This window comes from Allotabrizicola aquatica (SeqCode), assembly GCF_965194375.1.
GTDB lineage: Bacteria > Pseudomonadota > Alphaproteobacteria > Rhodobacterales > Rhodobacteraceae > Tabrizicola_A > Tabrizicola_A aquatica.
The window spans coordinates 54,516-71,219 of the sequence record NZ_CBDAEL010000010.1 but is presented as its reverse complement, the minus strand read 5'-3'; the positions used below and the strand labels follow the sequence as shown (position 1 = coordinate 71,219).

Genomic DNA, 16,704 nt, shown 5'->3' with positions numbered 1-16,704 from the left:
CATATTCGGCTGCCAGCTCCGACACTGTGCGCTCGCCTTTCAGCGCCTCTAACGCAACACGCGCCTTGAACGCCGCGTCATGGTTCCTGCGTTTCTTCATGTTCTGATCTCCTCGTTCTTGGAGACCAGCAGACGTCAGATCGTAGCTTCCGTCACTGTCCGATTTTCGGGGAGTAGCTCATCCTCAGAATTTGATTTCGTCCTACGAAACCCCTAAGGATCACGTTCAAACTGCTCCTTCAGCGGAAGGATGATGTAGATGAAGTGGATGATGTCCTGATCGCTCATGAAAGTCTTAACGACAGGTGTTCGCCAAGTTTAAGCCGCCACACCCTAAACGTCGAAGAAAACGAAGTCTTCGAAGCAGTCCAATAACCTCTAACGGTCTAAATCAGTTTATAACTGTTTATAACTTTTCGTTCGACATGAAAAAAGCACCCGAAGGTGCTTAAGCCATTGTAAACATTGGGTTGGTTGGTGGAGCCAGGGAGGATCGAACTCCCGACCTCTTGAATGCCATTCAAGCGCTCTCCCATCTGAGCTATGACCCCGTTACCAACAGTCACAGCGTGGGCCGCTGCGATGGGCGGTGTTTACGAAAGGCCGCGGGGGGGTGCAAGAGGAAAAATGCACCTTTTCGCGGCCCTTCAAAGAACTTACAGCTCTTCCTCGTCGCCGGGAACATCCGCCAGATCATCCAGCGAAACCGTATCATCGGCCACGCCGGCAACCAACAGATCGTCATCGGCTTCCAGATCGTCCACCAGCACCTCGTCGTCCTTTTCAGGAACCGAACGGCTGATGACGGAGGCGGCCATTTTGCGGCGCGCAGATTCGATATCGACGACCTCCCCGGTATAGGGGCTGACGATCGGCGAGCGGTTCAAGTCGTAAAAGCGTTTCCCGGTGGTGGGGCAAATCCGCTTTACGCCCCATTCGGCCTTGGGCATGGTGTTCCCTTTTCAGGCTGGCATTGCAGTATCGCAGGCGATTGCCACAAGTGCCGGGCAGTGTCAAAGGCTTTTGCCAACAAACCTGCCCGCCCCGTGCTTTGCCGCGCGACCACAGGCCAAAGCCCCGCAAAACCAAGCCCCTGCGCCCAGCTTGCGACCCCGTTGCAGATCGCTATGCTGACCTCCCAACTGTCCTGAGGTGTCATGCCCATCCTGCCCGGCCCTCCCCCGGTTGAGGTCACCCTGCGCCGCTCGGCGCGGGGAACGCGCTTTTCGCTGCGCGTCAGCCGGGTGGATGGCGCGGTGACGCTGTCGCTGCCCCTGCGCGCCCGCGAACAAGAGGCGCTGGCCTTCCTGCAGGCGCAAGAGGGCTGGCTGCGCGGCGCGCTGGCCCGCATGCCACAGACCGCCCGCATCGGCCTTGGCGCGACCCTGCCGGTCGAGGGACAAAAGCTGCACCTTGCCCCCGGCACAGGCCGCAGCCTCAGAGTGGAAGGCGACCATCTCTTGGTCCCCGGCGATCCTGCGCAAGCGGGCGCGCGGGTGCAGGCCTGGCTCAAGGCGCTGGCGCGGGACCGCTTGGTGCAGGCCTCCGACCATTACGCCGCCAAGATCGGCCGCCGCGTCACCCGCGTCACCCTGCGCGACACCCGCTCGCGCTGGGGCTCTTGCACGGCCAAGGGCGCCTTGATGTATTCTTGGCGCCTTGTCATGGCCCCCCCCGAGGTGCTGCGCTATGTCGCCGCCCATGAGGTCGCCCATCTGGTCGAGATGAACCACTCGCAGCGCTTCTGGGCCGTTGTTGAAAGCCTCTACCCCGGCTGGCAGGTCCAGCGGGCATGGCTGCACAGCCATGGTGGCGCGCTCCAAAGCCTGCGCTTTGGCGCGGCGGGGGATTGACCCGGGCACGGGCTTGCTGTTTCGCTGAGCCATGGCCACCACACCCCGCCTTGCCGATCCCAACGCCGCCGCGCATGAGCGCGTCTACCGCGCGCTGCGTCAGCAGGTCATGCACGGCGAATTGGCCCCCGGTCAGGCGCTGACCTTACGCGGCATGGCCACACAGTTCGGCGTGTCGATGACCCCGGTGCGCGAGGCCGCGCGCAGGCTCGCCGCCGAAGGCGCGCTCAGCTTTTCCTCCTCAGGCCGCATCGCCACCCCGGACCTCACCCCCGAACGGATTGAGGAGCTCGCCGCCATCCGCGCGCTTTTGGAACCCGAAATGGCCAGCCGCGCCTTGCCGCGCGTGCATTTCGCGCTGATCGACAGGCTGGCCGCCATCAACTCGGCGAACCAAGAGGCGGTGATGAACCAAGACGCGGTGTCCTATGTGCGCACCAATCTTGAGTTTCACCGCACGCTCTACCTGCGCGCCCAGACCCCGGCTATGCTCGCGATGATCGAAACCGTCTGGCTACAGCTTGGCCCCACGATGCGCGCGCTTTACCAAAAGGTTCGCCGCCGCGACCTGCCGCAACACCACCGCCTGATTCTGGCCGCCCTGCGCGCCGGGGACGAGCCGGGCCTGCGCCTTGCCGTGCGCACCGACGTGACCCAAGGCCTGCGCCACCTGATCAGTTAAGCCGCCGCTCAAGGTCTTGCGCCTTTCCAAATGCTCAAATTTCCCGGCCAGCCCCGAGCTTACGCCCAACCACCCTGCCCCCGACGAGAAGCGCCTCAGCGCGCCCGAGGAGGTGGCAGAGGATGTCAACCGATCAGCACCACCAGCCAAGCCACCCCTCCGGCAATCGCGGTCAGCGCCACGGCCGCACTGCCGCAATCCTTGGCCTTCTTGGCGCGCGGATGGCGGTCGGTGGACAGGTAATCCACCACCTCCTCCAGCCCGGTGTTCATCAGCTCAGCCGCCAGAATCAAAAGTCCCAGCGCCAAAATCAGCGCGCGCTCGGCTGGCGTCATCTCGACCAAGAAACACGCCACGGCCGACAGCACATTCACCAAAGCCCACTGCCGCAGCGATTTTTCGCTGGCCCAGGCCGCCGCCCATCCCTGCCATGACCACAGGCAGGTGTTCCCAACCCGGCGCAACTCCGCCCCGATATCCAGTTTCACAGCCCTGCTCCCCCTCTCGCCGTGCATCGCATCACTCTTGCTCCAGCGCCTCCAGATAGGCCCGCGTGCAGCTCACCACATGGGCAAACCGGTCGCCGCCCAGATGCACCCCGCCGTACCAGCGGGTCACGACCACGATATGATCGACCAGCCCCGCCCGCTCCAGCATCTTGAGAATAACCGCGCCGGCGCCCGCCTCGCCGTCGTCGTTCTTCACCGGCCCCGCATCGGAAAACACGCAAGCCCACGTGTTGTGCGTGGCCTTGGCGAATTTCTTGGTGCGTTTTAACTCGGCCAGAAACGCCTCGGCCCCCGCGCGGCCCTGCACGGGACCGCCTGAGACGGCATAGCGTGACCCCCGGTCACGCAGGACATCTTCGATCTGCAACATGGGCGGCACCCTAGCCGGGCCGCTTGCGGCTGTGAAGCCCACCAAACCCGCGCTGGCCGCACCGCCCCCGCGCGTGCTAGGCTTGACCCACACCGTTCGGAGCCTGTTGCCTTTTGTTCGCCCGCCATGTCCTGATGTCCTCGCTCAAGAACGAAGGGCCCTTCATCCTCGAATGGGTCGCCCATCACCGCGTTCTGGGGTTTGACGCGATCTATGTCGCCTCCAACGATTGCAGCGATGGGTCTGACGCGCTGTTGGCCGCCCTCGACCGCGCCGGGATCATCGGTCATGTGCCAAATGAGGTCGCCCCCGGCGTCATTCCGCAGCACGCGGGCTATGACCGCATCCGCGCCACCCACCCGATCGACCGTGCCGAATGGCTGATGATGCTGGACACCGATGAATTCCTGAACATCCACATCGGCCAGAACCGGGTGCAAGACCTGACGATGCGCGCAGGCGCGGCGGACATCATCGCCGTCAGCGCACGCAGCTTTTCCGATCTGCCGCAAACCCATTGGGAGCCGGGCCCGGTGACCCGCGCCTTCCCCATGGCGCTGCGCCCCCATCACCGGGCCAATCAATCGGTCAAGACGCTGACCCGCGACCCCGCCCGCTTTCGCGGCATCCACAACCACCACATGGTGGGCTATCGCGGCAAGACGAGCTTACAGGTCTTTTGCGCGCAAGACGCCAGCACCTACCCGTTGGAGCCCGGAACCCCGTTGGGCGACAAGTTCCGCCATATCCCGAAAGAGCAGGTCGGCTATGATTTGGCGCAGTATAACCATTACCCGATCAAGACGCTGGACAGCTACCTCTTGCGTCAGGCACGCGGGCGCGGGGCGGCGGCCAAATCCGACGCCGAAAACACCCGCCACACGATGGAGTATTTCACCCTGCGCGCCGGGCGCGGCCAGCCGGAACATTCCATCCGCCGCTACGACCCGCAGGTTGAGGCGATGATCGCTGATCTTTTGGCCGATCCGCAGATTGCCGCCGCCCATCACGCTTGCGAAGCGGCCCACGCCGCCGCCATCCGGGACCATGTGGCACGGCTGGATGAAACCGAGATGGACCCGCGCCCTTAAGGCTTTAGCGCCGTCAATGCCACCGCGTTGGGGCAAAACTCCGGCAAGGCGCTCGCCTCCACCGTTTGTGCGAGCCACGTCGTGCATTGCCGCGTCTGACCGCAAGTCTCGCAGACCTTGACCAGCGCGGCCAATTCATCGCGGTTCAGCCAGCCGTCCACCACCGCATCGGACAGCGAACAGCCAATGACCCGCGCCATGCCGCGCGTGAAGCCCCAAGCCCGGGGTGCCTGTGGATAAGAGAACATGACACGCCCTTTCGCCAAGCCCTGTCCAGACAGTCTGCCGCAGCTTGGCCCCTGTGACATTGACGCAAATCAAATGGTCACTGGGTGCGTCGCCCCTTCAGCCACCCAATTGCGCCACCGTCGCGGCCACAACGCGCTTACGGTCGGCATTGGCGGGATGGCTGCCCAGAAACTCATCGCCTGGATCGGGGATGCGGTCAAAAAACGCCGCCCCGACGCGCGGATCAAAGCCCGCCGCATAGGCGATTTCGGCACCGAGGCGGTCCGCCTCCAACTCGAAATCTTTGGAATACTGCCGCGCGCCGACAAAGGCGCCAAACTCTTGCGCGCTGGCAATCGCTTGCTCGCCGCCACCGCTGACATGCGCCAAAACCCCCGCCAGCACCGCCCCTGCGACGGCCGTGTTTTGTTGGCGTGGCAGATGGCCTGCGATGTGATGCGCGGCCTCATGGCCCAGCACAAAGGCCAATTCATCGCGATTGCGGGCATCGCGGATCAAGGGGACGGTAAAGGCCAAAATGGGCCGCCCGGTCCGGTCCACCGTCTGAAACGCGTTGGGAGGCTGGCCGGGCCGGTCGTCGATCACAATCTGGAAATCGCAATTGGCCACCCGGCGCAGGCTGCGGCAATAACGCTCTGCCACCGGTTTGACGCGCGCGACGACAGCGACAAAGTTTTCAGCCGCCTGATCCACCGGGAGAACCGGCGCAGTCCCAGCTACGGGGATTGGCGCTGAGCCCTGCGGCACAGGCATTGACTGCACGCAACCTGCCAGCGCCGCCACTGCCACCACCACCGCGCCAAAGCCTCTGATCCCCATCGCCATCCCATCCCTCTGCGTCCCTTGGGGTCCATGTAAAGCACGCCCCGAAACCGGACCAGCCCCTCACGGAAAACTGAGCAGGCTTGCCCCGTGGTCCTTGCTCTGCGGCCCTTGTGGGCTTACCATTCGTGCATGTTCACCATCGAGCACGAATTTGACGCCACCGTGATCACCCTTGTGGATGAGGGCGATCCCGACATGCCCTTGCAAGAGGATGTCATCATCGAGGCGTTTGAAGATTGCGTGGTGATCCGGCAGGTCGATGACATGACGGACGAGCCTTTGGTCATCACCCTGTCGATGGCGCAGCTGCGTGATCTGGCCGCCGCGCTGGATTTGCCCGAAGGCAGCTACCGGATCGAGCGCAAGCCCGCAGGTTGACGACCGCGCCGCCTAATCGTCCAAGCGAAACACCTTGTCCCGAGATGTCGCCCCGCGCACCAATAGAAGGCGCGATTTCGCCACCCCCAAGGCATGGGCCAACAACGCCTGTACCGCCGCATTGGCTTTGCCGTCCTCGGGTGGGGCCAGAACTGCCACGCGGATGCCACCTTCGTCACGCGTGATCTCCTCGCGCCGGGCGCGTGGGGTCACGCGCAGGGCAAACTCCGCCCCCACCACTGCCAAATCTGCCCAAGCGCCCTTTTGCATGGGCCAATGCTTGCCCCATCAGCAGTGAGTTGCAACCCCGGCTTGACCCGTACCCCAGTTTGCCAGACACCTTGGCCAAACTGGAGACCGTTCATGCCCACGCCCAACACCGCCGCCTTTGACTTCCTTGCCCGCCGTCAGTCGCAACCGGCCAAGCTGTTTGCAGGCCCCGTGCCGACCCGCGCCGAGTTGGAGCCGATCCTGACCGCTGCGCTGCGCGTGCCCGATCATGGCAAGCTGGAGCCGTGGCGGCTGATCGTGCTGACGCGCCCCGACATGGTGCGGCTGGCCGGCATGGCCGAGGCACGGGCGCGCGCGCTTGGGGGCGATGCGGAAAAGATCGACAAGGGGCGTGGTCAGTTTGACCGTGGCGGTGTTGCCGTGGTGGTGATCTCCTCCCCGCAGGATGTGCCCAAAATCCCGCAGGCCGAGCAGGTCTTGTCGGCTGGGGCGCTGTGCCTTGGGCTGGTGAACGCGGCCACGGCGGCGGGTTGGGGAGCCAATTGGCTCACCGGCTGGGTATCGCATGACACCGTCTTTGCCGCCGAAGCCTTTGGCTGCACCGGCGCAGAAACCGTGGCAGGCATCGTTCATATCGGCACGCCCGGCAGCCCCGCGCTTGAACGCCCGCGCCCTGACTTGGCCCGTGTCGTCCGCTGGGGTCTTTGATGATCTTTGCCAGCTTTTTCAAAGCCCTTGGCCAGATCGGCGACCCGCGTTTTCGCCGCGTCATGGGCCTTGGCGTCCTCTTGGCGCTCGCCCTTTTGGCGGCGGTATACGCGGGCTTTCTCGTCCTCATCAACAGCTTCGTTCCCGGCACCATTGATCTGATCTTTGTCGGCCCGATCACCGGGATTGACGCGCTTTTGGGCTGGGGCTCCTTGTTCCTGATGCTGGGGCTTTCGGTGTTCCTGATGGTGCCGGTCGCTTCGGCCTTTTCAGGGCTGTTCCTTGAGGACATCGCCGATGCGGTCGAGGACCGTCACTATCCCGGCCTGCCTCCGGTCACCCCGGTGCGACTGGGCGACAGTCTGGTCGACTCGCTGAATTTCCTCGGCCTTGTCATCGCCGCCAACGTGCTGGCCTTGGTGCTTTACATCTTTGCCGGACCGTTCATTCCGGTGGTGTTCTGGGCGGTGAACGGCTGGCTGTTGGGGCGCGAGTATTTCACCCTTGTCGCCACGCGCCGCATCGGCCGCGAGGGGGCCAAGGCGCTGCGCGCGCAAAACTCGGGCCGCATCTGGCTTGCGGGCATTTTGATGGCGGCCCCCCTGTCGGTGCCGCTGGTCAATCTGGTGATCCCGGTTCTAGGGGTGGCAACCTTCACCCACCTCTTTCACCGCATGGCCGCCCGGGGTTAGTTCAAGATCCCGAACACATCCATATTGTGCCGCGTGATGATCCCCGAGGTGATGAGCGCATAAAGCCCGGCAAAGACCACTGCGGCAATGCCCGTGGTGATCTTGGCCTTCTTGCCCAGCATCGGATCTGCAGGGGCCGAAGCAGGCGTGCCGGGTGTGACCTCGCCATCCTCGGCCTGACTTTTGAACCGCAGGGGCAGCACGCAGAAAAACACCATGAACCACGTCACGGCAAACAGCACGAGGGCGGCGGTGATGTTCATACCTGCTCCAATTCCACCAGACAGCCGTTAAAGTCCTTGGGATGAAGGAACAAAACCGGCTTGCCATGCGCGCCGATCTTCGGCTCGCCCGTTCCCAAAACCCGCGCGCCCGAGGCTTTCAGATGGTCGCGCGCGGCCAGAATATCATCAACCTCATAGCAGATGTGATGAATCCCGCCCGAGGGGTTCTTTTCCAAGAACCCCTTGATCGGGCTGTTGTCGCCCAAAGGATAGAGCAGTTCAATCTTGGTGTTCGGCAGTTCGATGAACACGACCGTCACGCCATGATCTGGCTCGTCTTGGGGCGGGTTCACCTTTGCACCCAGCGTGCCGCGATATTGCGCAGAGGCGGCCTCCAGATCGGGCACGGCAATGGCAACATGGTTCAAGCGTCCGATCATGCTTTGGACTCCTTGTCTGGCGGTGTTGCAGGGGGTTATGGGCAAGGTGCCGCGCTTGGGCAAGAGGCGCGGAGGTCGCAGGGCCGAAAAACGCGGCGGGGGCGGTTGCGGCCGTTGCGCTTTACCATGTCTTAGCAAAGCTGTGCTTGACTGCGGGTGCCCCCAAGCCCGTCTAAGGTTCTCATGCCCCGCCCCCAAAGCCCGCCCGCCGACGGCAGCCCGCCAAGCATACCCCTCTTAGCCGGGCGATTTTCGGGGCCATTTTCAGGGTCAAACAGCGCCGCAGCCCAGCAGACCCGGCCCGGTGCGGGTTGGCGGCAAGAACTGCCGCTGCAAGGGGTGACCATTCTGGCGGTCGAGGACAGCCGCTTTGCTTGCGAGGCGTTGCGCCTCATCGCGCGGCGCGCGGGCGCGCGGTTGCGACGGGCGGAAACCATGGCGGCAGCGCGCGATCATCTGCGCGTCTATCGCCCCGATGTGGTGCTGATCGATCTGGGCCTGCCCGATGGCCGGGGTGATGCGCTGATCCGCGATCTGGCCCAGGGCCCGCGCCGCCCTTCCGTGGTCATGGGCACTTCGGGCAGTGTTGAGGGGCGGGCGCTGGCGCTCGCCGCTGGGGCGGATGGGTTCTTGGACAAACCGCTTGAGAACATGGCGCAGCTCTGCCGGGTGCTGCGGCCGTTGTTGCCTGAGTTGGACATTCACCCCCCGCCTATGGCTCCGGGTGAACCGGTCGCGCCCGACCCTTTGGCGCTGCGCGACGATCTGGCCTTTGCGCAAAGGGCGCTGCAAGGCCACCCGGATGCCGACCGGCGGCGCTATGTCAGCGCCTTTGTTGCCGGGATCGCCCGCCACGGCCAAGACGCGGCCCTTGCCGCAGTGGCCCTGCACGCGGTCGATGAGGCCGGTCTTGCCGCGCTGCGCGCCGCCATCGACGCACGGCTGACCAAACGGGCCGATTTTCCCGCGCAAGGTTAGCGGTCAGCGGCGCCCGCCCTAGCGCAGGGCCGGATCATCCGAAGCCCGAACCAGCCGCGTCAGATCGGACAGCCGCTCTTTTTGCCGCCCTGCCGCATCGAAATTGCGCGGCGAGAGCCAAGCCGCATAAGCCTCGCGCAGCGCGGGCCATTCGGCATCAATCACCGCAAACCACGCCGTGTCGCGGTTGCGCCCCTTGACCACCGTCGCCTGTCGGAAAATCCCTTCATAGCTGAACCCCAGCCGCTGCGCCGCCCGGCGCGAGGCGATGTTCAGCGCGTTGCACTTCCATTCATAGCGGCGGTATCCGGCGGCGAAGGCCCACTCCATCATCAGAAACATCGCTTCAGTCCAGACCCGGCCTTGGGCGATTTCGGGGGCAAGGCAGATATGCCCGACCTCGATCGACCCGGCCGCTGGCGTGATGCGCAGATAGCTCGCCACGCCGCCACAATGCCCCGTCGCCTTATCGCGCATCACATAAAACAAGGGGTCCGGGCCGCTTGCCGTGTCCTTAGCCCAGCGGTGATAGGCGGCAGAGGAGGAGAACGGGCCGTAGGGCATATAATCCCACAGCCTGTCATGCCCGGTATAGGCGCGGTGCAGATCGGCGGCGTGGGTGTCAGGGTCCATCCGTTCGAGCCGGACGAACTGGCCCTCCAACGGCGCGCCTTCAGGTGCGGGCGGCGGGGTCCAGCCGGGAAGCAGCTGTCCAAGGCGATCATCGGTCATCGGGCGCATCCTTTTGCGCCCATCATGAAAGCGCGGCGCGTCGATGGCAATGGTGCAGGCTACAGGATCAGCCCCGGATCCTCGCCCATCTCGAGCCCCGGAAACACCTTGTCCTGCAAAAGCCCCCGGTCAAAGCCGTAAAGCCCGCGCATCGCATGCGCCGCCCAAGCCCGCACATCCGAGGTCGGCATCAGATCGCGGCGTTCGAAAAGATCGGCCTCCTCCAGCCCCGGCCACTGCCCATAGATCTTGCCGCCGCGAATGGCCCCGCCTGCCACCAGCATTGCCCCCGCCGTGCCGTGATCGGTGCCGCCGGTGCCATTTTCGGCCACGGTGCGGCCGAACTCAGTCATCGCGAGAACCGTGGTCTTGCCCCAGACCTGAGGCCCGAGCCCCGATTTCAGCCGCAGGATCGACCGTTCCAACCGCGCCAGCGCCCGGCCAAAGCCCTTGCCCTGCCCCTTATGCGTGTCCCATCCGGTCAGCGAAAAGGCGGCAATCCGTGTGGCCCCGCGCAGCCGTTCGGCGGCGTAATCGGCCACCCGGTCCGCCTCGCCCAGCCGCGCGCCGCGCAAGGTGGGGGTCTCGGCCATCATCATGGAGCCCATCTCGTCCCCGCTCATGGCCAAGCCGCCCATCTCATCACCAAGGTCAAGCTCGCTGAGCATCATCGCCTCGCTGGCGGCGGCCATGAACAAGGGGTCGTCATGATAGACCTGTTCCAGCAAAAGCTGCGCCTGCGGCGACAGGTTCACCGCCGTATCGGGCGACCAATCCATCACCGGCGCGGGCCCGCGCATGATCCGCATTTCTTGGCGGCCGACCGCAAAGGCGGTTTCCGACTGCAACCCCGGCACCGATTGCAGCATGCGGTTCAGCCAGCCATCGCGCAGATGGGCGCTTGGCAGATCGGGGCTGGTCCCGGCCTCCAGCAGGTCTTGGCCGTCGAAATGGCTTCGCTTGTCGCGGTAGGGGGTGGAGGTGGCATGGACAAAGGCCAATTCGCCCGATTGCCACAGGGGATGCAGGCCCGAAAGCCCAAGATGAAGGCCGAAGAACCCATCCAGATCAAGGCTTTGCGTCGCCGCCAAGGTGGGGCGATAGCCCGCAAAGGCCCGCTCGCCCACGGGGCGCAGCACATCCAGCCCGTCCATCGCCCCGCGCAGGATGATGACCACCAGCCGGTGATCGCCCAAGGGCGCGCCCCCATCAGCCCCGGCCAGCGTGACGGTCGTCATGAACGGATGGGCGGCGGCCGAGCAGCCCAAAATCCCCAATCCGCGCAACACTGCTCTGCGATCGATCATCGGTTCATCTCCGGTTGAATTCAGGGCTCGCAAGCACGATGCCGACCCCCTCGGCACGGTTTTCGGCCCGCTCGCAGGCCCAAAGCGTGGCAGGGGCCGCGCGGTCGGCCAAGACGGTTTGGGCAAAGGTCTGAGGGTCGGGCAAAGGCGCGGCAAGCTCGGCGGGCCAGCGCATGGCCCAGCTGATCCGCTCGGCCAGACCCTGCGGCGTGATCCAGGTTTCAATCGCTTCACCCCAGCCATCGGGGCCGGGCGGCGATTTCCACGCCTGCCCCATGGCGCGCAGGGGCAAGATAAGGGCGTCGCGCAGCCGCTCATCGGGCCAGCCCATCACATCCTCGCCCCGGATGCCCAGCCCCCGCAGCGCGGCGGCCAGAAAGTCCCACGGCTGGCGCGCCTTGGCCGCTGGCTCGGACAGCGCCGCCGGATGGCGCAAAAGGGCCGCGTACACCTGCATCAGATCACCGCCCGAGGCTGTCCACGCCGCCGCCATGGCATCAACCACCCCGGCATCGGGGGCGTCAGACAGGAAATGTACCGCAAGTTTGCGCGCGATATGATGCGCGGTGTCGGGGCGGACCGAGAGATCGCGCAAGAAGGCGGCGATCGCCGCCTCTCCCGGCCCGTCATAGGTCTGGCCCAGCACAGTTTTCGGCCCCGGCTCGGCCATGCGGTCATCATAGGAAAAGCCGCGCCGGTCGTCATAGGTCAGGCCCGTGAGCAACAGCGCCAATTGGCGCACGTCGGTCTGATCATAGGCCGCACCCACCCCCATCGTGTGCAGTTCCAGAAGTTCCCGCGCGAGGTTCTCGTTCAGCCCCCCGCCGCGCCGCGAGGCCCGGCGCGAGTTCGGCCCGACCGAGCGCGTCTGATCGAGATAGCGCAGCATGCCGGGATGGCGCACCACCGCCAGCAGCATATCGGCAAAGCGCCCTGTCAGATGCGGGCGCAGGGCGTCTTCGACAAAGGCATAAGGCGTGATCGCATCCTCGCGCCCGCCTGCGCCCACGGTGAAATGATCGGCCCAAAAGGCCACCAGCCGTTCGCGTAAGCCATCCGGTGCGGCGATCGCGCGGGCAAGTGTGGCGCGCATGGCCATGAGGCCCGCCGCCTGCATCCCCTGCACCACCGCGTCGAGCCGGGCCTGCAACAGGGCGTCTTCGCGCGCCGCCTGCTTGTTGCGCGCCACATCGGCCACATGCCCATGCACCCAGTCATAGCCCGGAATGGCAAAGCGCTGCGCCGCCTCATCCGGTGCAGACAACGCGGCCAGCATCGTATCGGGGGTGACGGGGGCCCCCTCCGGCAAGGGCAGGCCATAGCCGAAACGAAACGCAGCAAGGCTGGCACTGGGGGTCATGCGGGTCTCGGGGTGCAAAAGGGCTTTGGAATAATGCGTATGAAAAGATATGGGCAGGCTTTCCGGTTCTGGAAAGCCTGCCCATCAAGGTTTGCGCGAAAAACCGCGCTTATTCTTTGGGAACGACCCGCAGGTTGAGTTCGCGCAGCTGTTTCAGCATCGGCTCGGACGGCGCGCCCATCAGCAAATCTTCGGCACGCTGGTTCATCGGGAACATGATGACTTCGCGGATATTGGCCTCATCGGCCAAAAGCATCACGATCCGGTCAATGCCCGCCGCACAGCCGCCGTGGGGCGGGGCGCCGTATTTGAACGCCTTAACCATGCCGCCGAAACGCTTGTCCACTTCGGAATTCGGGTAACCGGCGAGTTCAAACGCCTTGTACATGATTTCCGGCTTGTGGTTGCGGATGCCGCCCGAGATGAGCTCATAGCCGTTGCAGGCAAGGTCATACTGGTAAGCGTAAACCTTGAGCGGGTCGCCGTTCAGCGCCTCCATCCCGCCTTGCGGCATCGAGAAGGGGTTGTGGCTGAAGTCGATCGTGCCTTCGTCGGTTTTCTCGTACATCGGGAAATCGACGATCCAGGCGAATTTGAAGCAGTTTTGCTCGGTCAGGCCCAATTCGCGGCCAATCTCGTTGCGCGCACGGCCTGCGACGGGTTCAAAGATTTCAGGCTTGCCGCCAAGGAAGAAGGCCGCGTCGCCCTCACCCAAGCCCAAGCCGACGCGGATCGCTTCGGTTTTCTCGTCGCCCAGCGCCTTGGCGATGGGGCCTGCGGCCTCGGTCGTGCCATCCTCGGCCTTGCGCCAGAAGATATAGCCCATGCCCGGCAGGCCCTCTTTCTGGGCAAAGGCGTTCATGCGGTCGGCAAACTTGCGGCTGCCGCCCGTGGGGGCCGGAATAGCCCGAACCTCGTTGCCTTCGGTTTCCAGAAGCTTGGCGAAGATCGCAAAGCCGGAACCGCGGAAATGATCCGACACATCGGCCATCTTGATCGGGTTGCGCAGGTCGGGCTTGTCCGAGCCATACCATTTCAGGCTGTCGCGATAGGCGATCTTGGTCCAGTCGGAATACACCTTCTTACCCGGCGCGAATTCTTCGAAAATGCCCTGAACGACCGGTTGCACGGCGGCAAACACATCATCCTGAGTGACAAAGGACATCTCAATGTCGAGCTGGTAAAAGTCGGTTGGCGAGCGGTCGGCGCGCGGGTCTTCATCGCGGAAGCAAGGCGCAATCTGGAAATAGCGGTCAAAGCCCGAGACCATGATCAGCTGCTTGAACTGCTGCGGCGCCTGCGGCAGGGCATAGAACTTGCCGGGATGCAGGCGCGAAGGCACGAGGAAGTCGCGCGCGCCCTCGGGGGAAGATGCGGTGATGATCGGGGTCTGGAATTCATTGAACCCCTGATCCCACATCCGGTTGCGGATCGAGCGCACGACGTTTGAGCGCAGCATCATGTTCTGGTGCAGCTTGTCACGGCGCAGATCGAGGAAGCGGTAGGTCAGGCGGGTTTCTTCAGGGTAGTCGACATCGCCAAAGACCGGCATCGGCAATTCGCCCTCAACGGCGGAAAGCACGGTCAGGCCGGTGGCATAGACCTCAATTTCACCCGTGGCGATCTTGGGGTTCACGAGCGACGCATCGCGGGCCTTCACCCGGCCATCGATGCAAATGACCCATTCGGCGCGGACCTTTTCGATGTCTTTGAAGGCCGGGCTGTCGCTGTCGGCCAGCACCTGCGTGATGCCGTAATGGTCGCGCAGGTCAATGAACAACACGCCCCCATGGTCGCGCACCCGGTGGACCCAGCCCGACAAGCGGACCTCATGGCCCACATGGGCGGTGTTCAGGGCGGCGCAGGTATGGCTGCGATAGGCGTGCATCATCTTCCCCTTTGCGGAGGCTGGAACTGGTTTGCAGCCGATACACATGGGCCTGCGCGTGAAGTCAAGGGCAAGCGGCGCTCATCGTCGGGCTGACGCCCGCTCTTCGCGGCGGTTTTTCGCGTGACGGGACCGCTTGGGGCGGGCCGGGGCCTCCGGCGGGAGTATTTCGCAAGGCGCAAATCGGGGGCGTTGCATTTTTTCGGCCCACCCCCTTCCCTTCCGGGTCTGGCCTTGTATAGTCCAGCCCCATGGCACGGATGCGCACCCTTTGTGGCACTGAGATGCCCGCTTCGGCGGCCATGTGCCGCATTTTGCCCCGGCCTTTGCCCGGCGGCCTGCTTCTTCTTAGCTGCCTCTGAGCGTGCCGAAGGGCGCGACCGCTCGGAGGTGACCAGCGCCCACAGACAGGCCCAGCTAAGATCACAGGATATCCCGATATGACCAAATCCGCCCAACCCCGCGTCATCATTTTCGACACCACCCTGCGCGATGGGGAACAATCCCCCGGCGCGACCATGACCCATGAGGAAAAGCTGGAGATCGCCAGCCTTCTGGATGAAATGGGTGTCGATGTGATCGAGGCGGGGTTCCCCATCGCCTCGGAAGGCGATTTCGCCGCCGTGTCCGAGATTGCCAAGCGGTCGAAGAATTCGACCATCTGCGGGCTGAGCCGGGCAAACTTCAAGGACATCGACCGCTGCTGGGAGGCGGTAAAGCACGCCGCCTCGCCGCGCATCCACACCTTTATCGGCACCTCGCCCCTGCACCGCGCCATCCCGAACCTGACCATGGACGAGATGGCCGAGCGGATCCATGACACCGTGACCCATGCGCGTAACCTCTGTGACAATGTACAGTGGTCGGCGATGGATGCAACGCGGACCGAGCATGACTATCTGTGCCGCGTGGTCGAGATAGCGATCAAGGCCGGGGCCACCACCATCAACATCCCCGACACCGTGGGTTACACCGCCCCACGCGAAAGTGCCGATCTGATCGCCATGCTGCTTAACCGCGTGCCGGGTGCCGACAAGGTGATCTTTGCCACCCATTGCCACAATGACCTTGGCATGGCGACCGCCAACGCCTTGGCCGCCGTCGATGCAGGTGCGCGCCAGATTGAATGCACGATCAACGGTCTGGGCGAGCGCGCGGGCAACACCGCCTTGGAAGAGGTCGTGATGGCGATGAAGGTCCGCAATGACATCATGCCTTACCGCACTGGGATTGACACGACCAAGATCATGAACCTGTCGCGCCGGGTGTCGTCGGTCTCGGGTTTTCCGGTGCAGTTCAACAAGGCCATCGTCGGCAAGAACGCTTTCCTGCATGAAAGTGGCATCCATCAAGATGGCGTGCTGAAGAACGTCGAGACCTTCGAGATCATGAGGCCGGCCGATATTGGCCTGACGGCGAAAAACATCGCCATGGGCAAGCATTCGGGCCGGGCCGCCCTGCGCGCCAAGCTCAAAGAGCTGGGCTATGAATTGGCCGACAACCAGTTGAACGACGTCTTCGTGCGCTTCAAGGCGTTGGCCGACCGCAAGAAGGAAGTCTACGACGACGACCTGATCGCGCTGGTGGCCGATGAGCAGACCAATGACGCCCATGAATTCCTGCAACTGAAAAAGCTGCGGGTCGTCTGCGGCACCGAGGGCCCGCAAGAGGCCGACATGGTTCTGACCATCGACGGGGTCGATCACCACATCGACGCCACCGGCGACGGCCCAGTTGATGCAGCCTTCATGTGCGTGAAAATGCTCTTCCCCCACAAGGCCCAGTTGGAGGTCTATCAGGTCCATGCCGTGACCGAAGGCACCGACGCGCAGGCCACCGTCTCGGTGCGCCTGCAAGAGGAAGGGCGCATCGTCACCGGCTCTTCGGCCGATACCGATACGATCGTGGCCTCGACCAAGGCCTATATCAACGCCTTGAACAAGCTGATCGTGCGGCGCACAAAATCGGCCCCTGACAGCGATATAAAGTCGGTAAACTACAAGGATGTGACTTAGTTCCAGCGGTTTACTGGTCTCAATTGTTCGTTTTGTGAAAGCCTCAAAATCCCGGGCGGATTAATGCCGCCCGGCCCCTTGGGCCTTTTCCTTCTGCCGCCCAAAGCCTATACCAAAGCGCCTGCCTCATGAGCATGAGTCGTGGGTACAGTTTCGTTCGTGGATCAAGGAC

General features: G+C 63.9%; 20 protein-coding genes and 1 tRNA gene. 8 read left to right on the top strand and 13 right to left on the bottom strand.

The annotated features are described in order from the left end of the window. Positions 1 to 475: 475 nt before the first annotated feature. A tRNA-Ala gene (locus tag AC72UB_RS12040) sits at positions 476 to 551 on the bottom strand. Positions 552 to 656: 105 nt separating this feature from the next. Further along, positions 657 to 950: a TIGR02300 family protein gene (locus AC72UB_RS12035; protein ID WP_505190001.1), complete on the bottom strand. Its 294-nt coding sequence runs from the start codon at positions 948 to 950 to the stop codon at positions 657 to 659. Positions 951 to 1,157: 207 nt separating this feature from the next. Here AC72UB_RS12035 and AC72UB_RS12030 point away from each other — a divergent pair, with 207 nt between their 5' ends. Further along, positions 1,158 to 1,853, top strand: coding sequence for a M48 family metallopeptidase (locus AC72UB_RS12030; protein ID WP_505190000.1), 696 nt, complete (start codon positions 1,158 to 1,160; stop codon positions 1,851 to 1,853). Between the two features lie 31 nt (positions 1,854 to 1,884). After that, entirely contained in the window at positions 1,885 to 2,535 is a 651-nt protein-coding gene (locus tag AC72UB_RS12025) for a GntR family transcriptional regulator (protein WP_463291126.1), read from the top strand. A gap of 125 nt (positions 2,536 to 2,660) precedes the next feature. On the opposite strand, the gene AC72UB_RS12020 is transcribed toward AC72UB_RS12025, so the two are convergent. Next, positions 2,661 to 3,023 (bottom strand): diacylglycerol kinase, encoded by a 363-nt coding sequence (locus AC72UB_RS12020; RefSeq protein WP_505189999.1) that lies wholly within the window; start codon positions 3,021 to 3,023, stop codon positions 2,661 to 2,663. 31 nt (positions 3,024 to 3,054) lie between these two features. Continuing rightward, positions 3,055 to 3,414 carry a YigZ family protein gene (locus tag AC72UB_RS12015; RefSeq protein ID WP_463291128.1) on the bottom strand — a complete coding sequence of 120 codons (360 nt, stop codon included), beginning with the start codon at positions 3,412 to 3,414 and terminating at the stop codon, positions 3,055 to 3,057. Between the two features lie 113 nt (positions 3,415 to 3,527). Between AC72UB_RS12015 and AC72UB_RS12010 the strand changes: the two genes are divergently transcribed. Beyond that, entirely contained in the window at positions 3,528 to 4,505 is a 978-nt protein-coding gene (locus tag AC72UB_RS12010) for a glycosyltransferase family 2 protein (protein WP_505189998.1), read from the top strand. Here the strand turns inward: AC72UB_RS12010 and AC72UB_RS12005 are convergent. Both AC72UB_RS12005 and AC72UB_RS12000 read right to left on the bottom strand, forming a co-directional pair. Then, positions 4,502 to 4,753 (bottom strand): DUF6455 family protein, encoded by a 252-nt coding sequence (locus tag AC72UB_RS12005; RefSeq protein WP_505189997.1) that lies wholly within the window; start codon positions 4,751 to 4,753, stop codon positions 4,502 to 4,504. The two genes, AC72UB_RS12010 and AC72UB_RS12005, sit on opposite strands and share 4 nt — an antisense overlap. 97 nt (positions 4,754 to 4,850) lie before the next feature. Then, complete coding sequence (locus AC72UB_RS12000) at positions 4,851 to 5,579, bottom strand: M48 family metallopeptidase (RefSeq protein WP_505189996.1); 729 nt, start codon at positions 5,577 to 5,579, stop codon at positions 4,851 to 4,853. A gap of 129 nt (positions 5,580 to 5,708) precedes the next feature. Between AC72UB_RS12000 and AC72UB_RS11995 the strand changes: the two genes are divergently transcribed. Next, positions 5,709 to 5,957, top strand: a complete 249-nt coding sequence (locus AC72UB_RS11995; protein WP_463291131.1) for a DUF8831 family protein — start codon at positions 5,709 to 5,711, stop codon at positions 5,955 to 5,957. A 12-nt stretch (positions 5,958 to 5,969) separates the two neighbouring features. On the opposite strand, the gene AC72UB_RS11990 is transcribed toward AC72UB_RS11995, so the two are convergent. After that, entirely contained in the window at positions 5,970 to 6,227 is a 258-nt protein-coding gene (locus tag AC72UB_RS11990; protein ID WP_505189995.1) for a DUF167 domain-containing protein, read from the bottom strand. 93 nt (positions 6,228 to 6,320) lie between these two features. Here AC72UB_RS11990 and AC72UB_RS11985 point away from each other — a divergent pair, with 93 nt between their 5' ends. Both AC72UB_RS11985 and AC72UB_RS11980 read left to right on the top strand, forming a co-directional pair. After that, a complete protein-coding gene (locus tag AC72UB_RS11985) occupies positions 6,321 to 6,896 on the top strand; it encodes a nitroreductase family protein (RefSeq protein WP_505189994.1) in 576 nt (191 codons plus the stop codon). Between the two features lie 2 nt (positions 6,897 to 6,898). Then, the gene (locus AC72UB_RS11980) at positions 6,899 to 7,588 is read left to right on the top strand and encodes an EI24 domain-containing protein (protein WP_505190002.1); all 690 of its coding nucleotides are present in this window, start codon (positions 6,899 to 6,901) and stop codon (positions 7,586 to 7,588) included. Here AC72UB_RS11980 and AC72UB_RS11975 read toward each other — a convergent pair. Together AC72UB_RS11975 and mce are read right to left on the bottom strand one after the other, a co-directional pair. Further along, positions 7,585 to 7,851, bottom strand: coding sequence for a DUF1467 family protein (locus tag AC72UB_RS11975; protein WP_463291134.1), 267 nt, complete (start codon positions 7,849 to 7,851; stop codon positions 7,585 to 7,587). The genes AC72UB_RS11980 and AC72UB_RS11975 overlap by 4 nt on opposite strands. Beyond that, positions 7,848 to 8,252 carry a methylmalonyl-CoA epimerase gene (gene mce, locus AC72UB_RS11970; protein WP_505189993.1) on the bottom strand — a complete coding sequence of 135 codons (405 nt, stop codon included), beginning with the start codon at positions 8,250 to 8,252 and terminating at the stop codon, positions 7,848 to 7,850. Before mce ends, AC72UB_RS11975 begins: the two co-directional genes overlap by 4 nt. A 183-nt stretch (positions 8,253 to 8,435) precedes the next feature. On the opposite strand from mce, the gene AC72UB_RS11965 reads away from it, so the two are divergent. Next, entirely contained in the window at positions 8,436 to 9,230 is a 795-nt protein-coding gene (locus tag AC72UB_RS11965; RefSeq protein ID WP_505189992.1) for a response regulator, read from the top strand. Between the two features lie 18 nt (positions 9,231 to 9,248). Here AC72UB_RS11965 and AC72UB_RS11960 read toward each other — a convergent pair whose 3' ends face one another. The 4 genes from AC72UB_RS11960 to aspS all read right to left on the bottom strand — a co-directional run bounded on the left by AC72UB_RS11960 (position 9,249) and on the right by aspS (position 14,517). Then, positions 9,249 to 9,962, bottom strand: a complete 714-nt coding sequence (locus AC72UB_RS11960) for a GNAT family N-acetyltransferase (RefSeq protein WP_505189991.1) — start codon at positions 9,960 to 9,962, stop codon at positions 9,249 to 9,251. 59 nt (positions 9,963 to 10,021) lie between these two features. Continuing rightward, positions 10,022 to 11,269 carry a DUF1501 domain-containing protein gene (locus AC72UB_RS11955; protein WP_505189990.1) on the bottom strand — a complete coding sequence of 416 codons (1,248 nt, stop codon included), beginning with the start codon at positions 11,267 to 11,269 and terminating at the stop codon, positions 10,022 to 10,024. Between the two features lie 4 nt (positions 11,270 to 11,273). Further along, complete coding sequence (locus AC72UB_RS11950; RefSeq protein ID WP_505189989.1) at positions 11,274 to 12,629, bottom strand: DUF1800 domain-containing protein; 1,356 nt, start codon at positions 12,627 to 12,629, stop codon at positions 11,274 to 11,276. Between the two features lie 109 nt (positions 12,630 to 12,738). Beyond that, positions 12,739 to 14,517, bottom strand: coding sequence for an aspartate--tRNA ligase (aspS, locus tag AC72UB_RS11945; RefSeq protein WP_505189988.1), 1,779 nt, complete (start codon positions 14,515 to 14,517; stop codon positions 12,739 to 12,741). 440 nt (positions 14,518 to 14,957) lie between these two features. Here aspS and AC72UB_RS11940 point away from each other — a divergent pair, with 440 nt between their 5' ends. Beyond that, positions 14,958 to 16,532, top strand: coding sequence for a 2-isopropylmalate synthase (locus AC72UB_RS11940; RefSeq protein ID WP_505189987.1), 1,575 nt, complete (start codon positions 14,958 to 14,960; stop codon positions 16,530 to 16,532). Positions 16,533 to 16,704 lie beyond the last annotated feature (172 nt).

Bases quoted from the DNA above. Each gene is read 5' to 3' on its own strand.
- AC72UB_RS12035 (WP_505190001.1), bottom strand. From the start codon at position 950: ATGCCCAAGGCCGAATGGGGCGTAAAGCGGATTTGCCCCACCACCGGG.
- AC72UB_RS11960 (WP_505189991.1), bottom strand. From the start codon at position 9,962: ATGACCGATGATCGCCTTGGACAGCTGCTTCCCGGCTGGACCCCGCCG.
- AC72UB_RS11985 (WP_505189994.1), top strand. From the start codon at position 6,321: ATGCCCACGCCCAACACCGCCGCCTTTGACTTCCTTGCCCGCCGTCAG.
- AC72UB_RS12030 (WP_505190000.1), top strand. From the start codon at position 1,158: ATGCCCATCCTGCCCGGCCCTCCCCCGGTTGAGGTCACCCTGCGCCGC.
- AC72UB_RS11990 (WP_505189995.1), bottom strand. From the start codon at position 6,227: ATGCAAAAGGGCGCTTGGGCAGATTTGGCAGTGGTGGGGGCGGAGTTT.
- AC72UB_RS12025 (WP_463291126.1), top strand. From the start codon at position 1,885: ATGGCCACCACACCCCGCCTTGCCGATCCCAACGCCGCCGCGCATGAG.
- mce (WP_505189993.1), bottom strand. From the start codon at position 8,252: ATGATCGGACGCTTGAACCATGTTGCCATTGCCGTGCCCGATCTGGAG.
- AC72UB_RS11955 (WP_505189990.1), bottom strand. From the start codon at position 11,269: ATGATCGATCGCAGAGCAGTGTTGCGCGGATTGGGGATTTTGGGCTGC.
- AC72UB_RS12015 (WP_463291128.1), bottom strand. From the start codon at position 3,414: ATGTTGCAGATCGAAGATGTCCTGCGTGACCGGGGGTCACGCTATGCC.
- AC72UB_RS11940 (WP_505189987.1), top strand. From the start codon at position 14,958: ATGACCAAATCCGCCCAACCCCGCGTCATCATTTTCGACACCACCCTG.
- AC72UB_RS11950 (WP_505189989.1), bottom strand. From the start codon at position 12,629: ATGACCCCCAGTGCCAGCCTTGCTGCGTTTCGTTTCGGCTATGGCCTG.
- aspS (WP_505189988.1), bottom strand. From the start codon at position 14,517: ATGCACGCCTATCGCAGCCATACCTGCGCCGCCCTGAACACCGCCCAT.
- AC72UB_RS12000 (WP_505189996.1), bottom strand. From the start codon at position 5,579: ATGGCGATGGGGATCAGAGGCTTTGGCGCGGTGGTGGTGGCAGTGGCG.
- AC72UB_RS11995 (WP_463291131.1), top strand. From the start codon at position 5,709: ATGTTCACCATCGAGCACGAATTTGACGCCACCGTGATCACCCTTGTG.
- AC72UB_RS11975 (WP_463291134.1), bottom strand. From the start codon at position 7,851: ATGAACATCACCGCCGCCCTCGTGCTGTTTGCCGTGACGTGGTTCATG.
- AC72UB_RS11965 (WP_505189992.1), top strand. From the start codon at position 8,436: ATGCCCCGCCCCCAAAGCCCGCCCGCCGACGGCAGCCCGCCAAGCATA.
- AC72UB_RS12005 (WP_505189997.1), bottom strand. From the start codon at position 4,753: ATGTTCTCTTATCCACAGGCACCCCGGGCTTGGGGCTTCACGCGCGGC.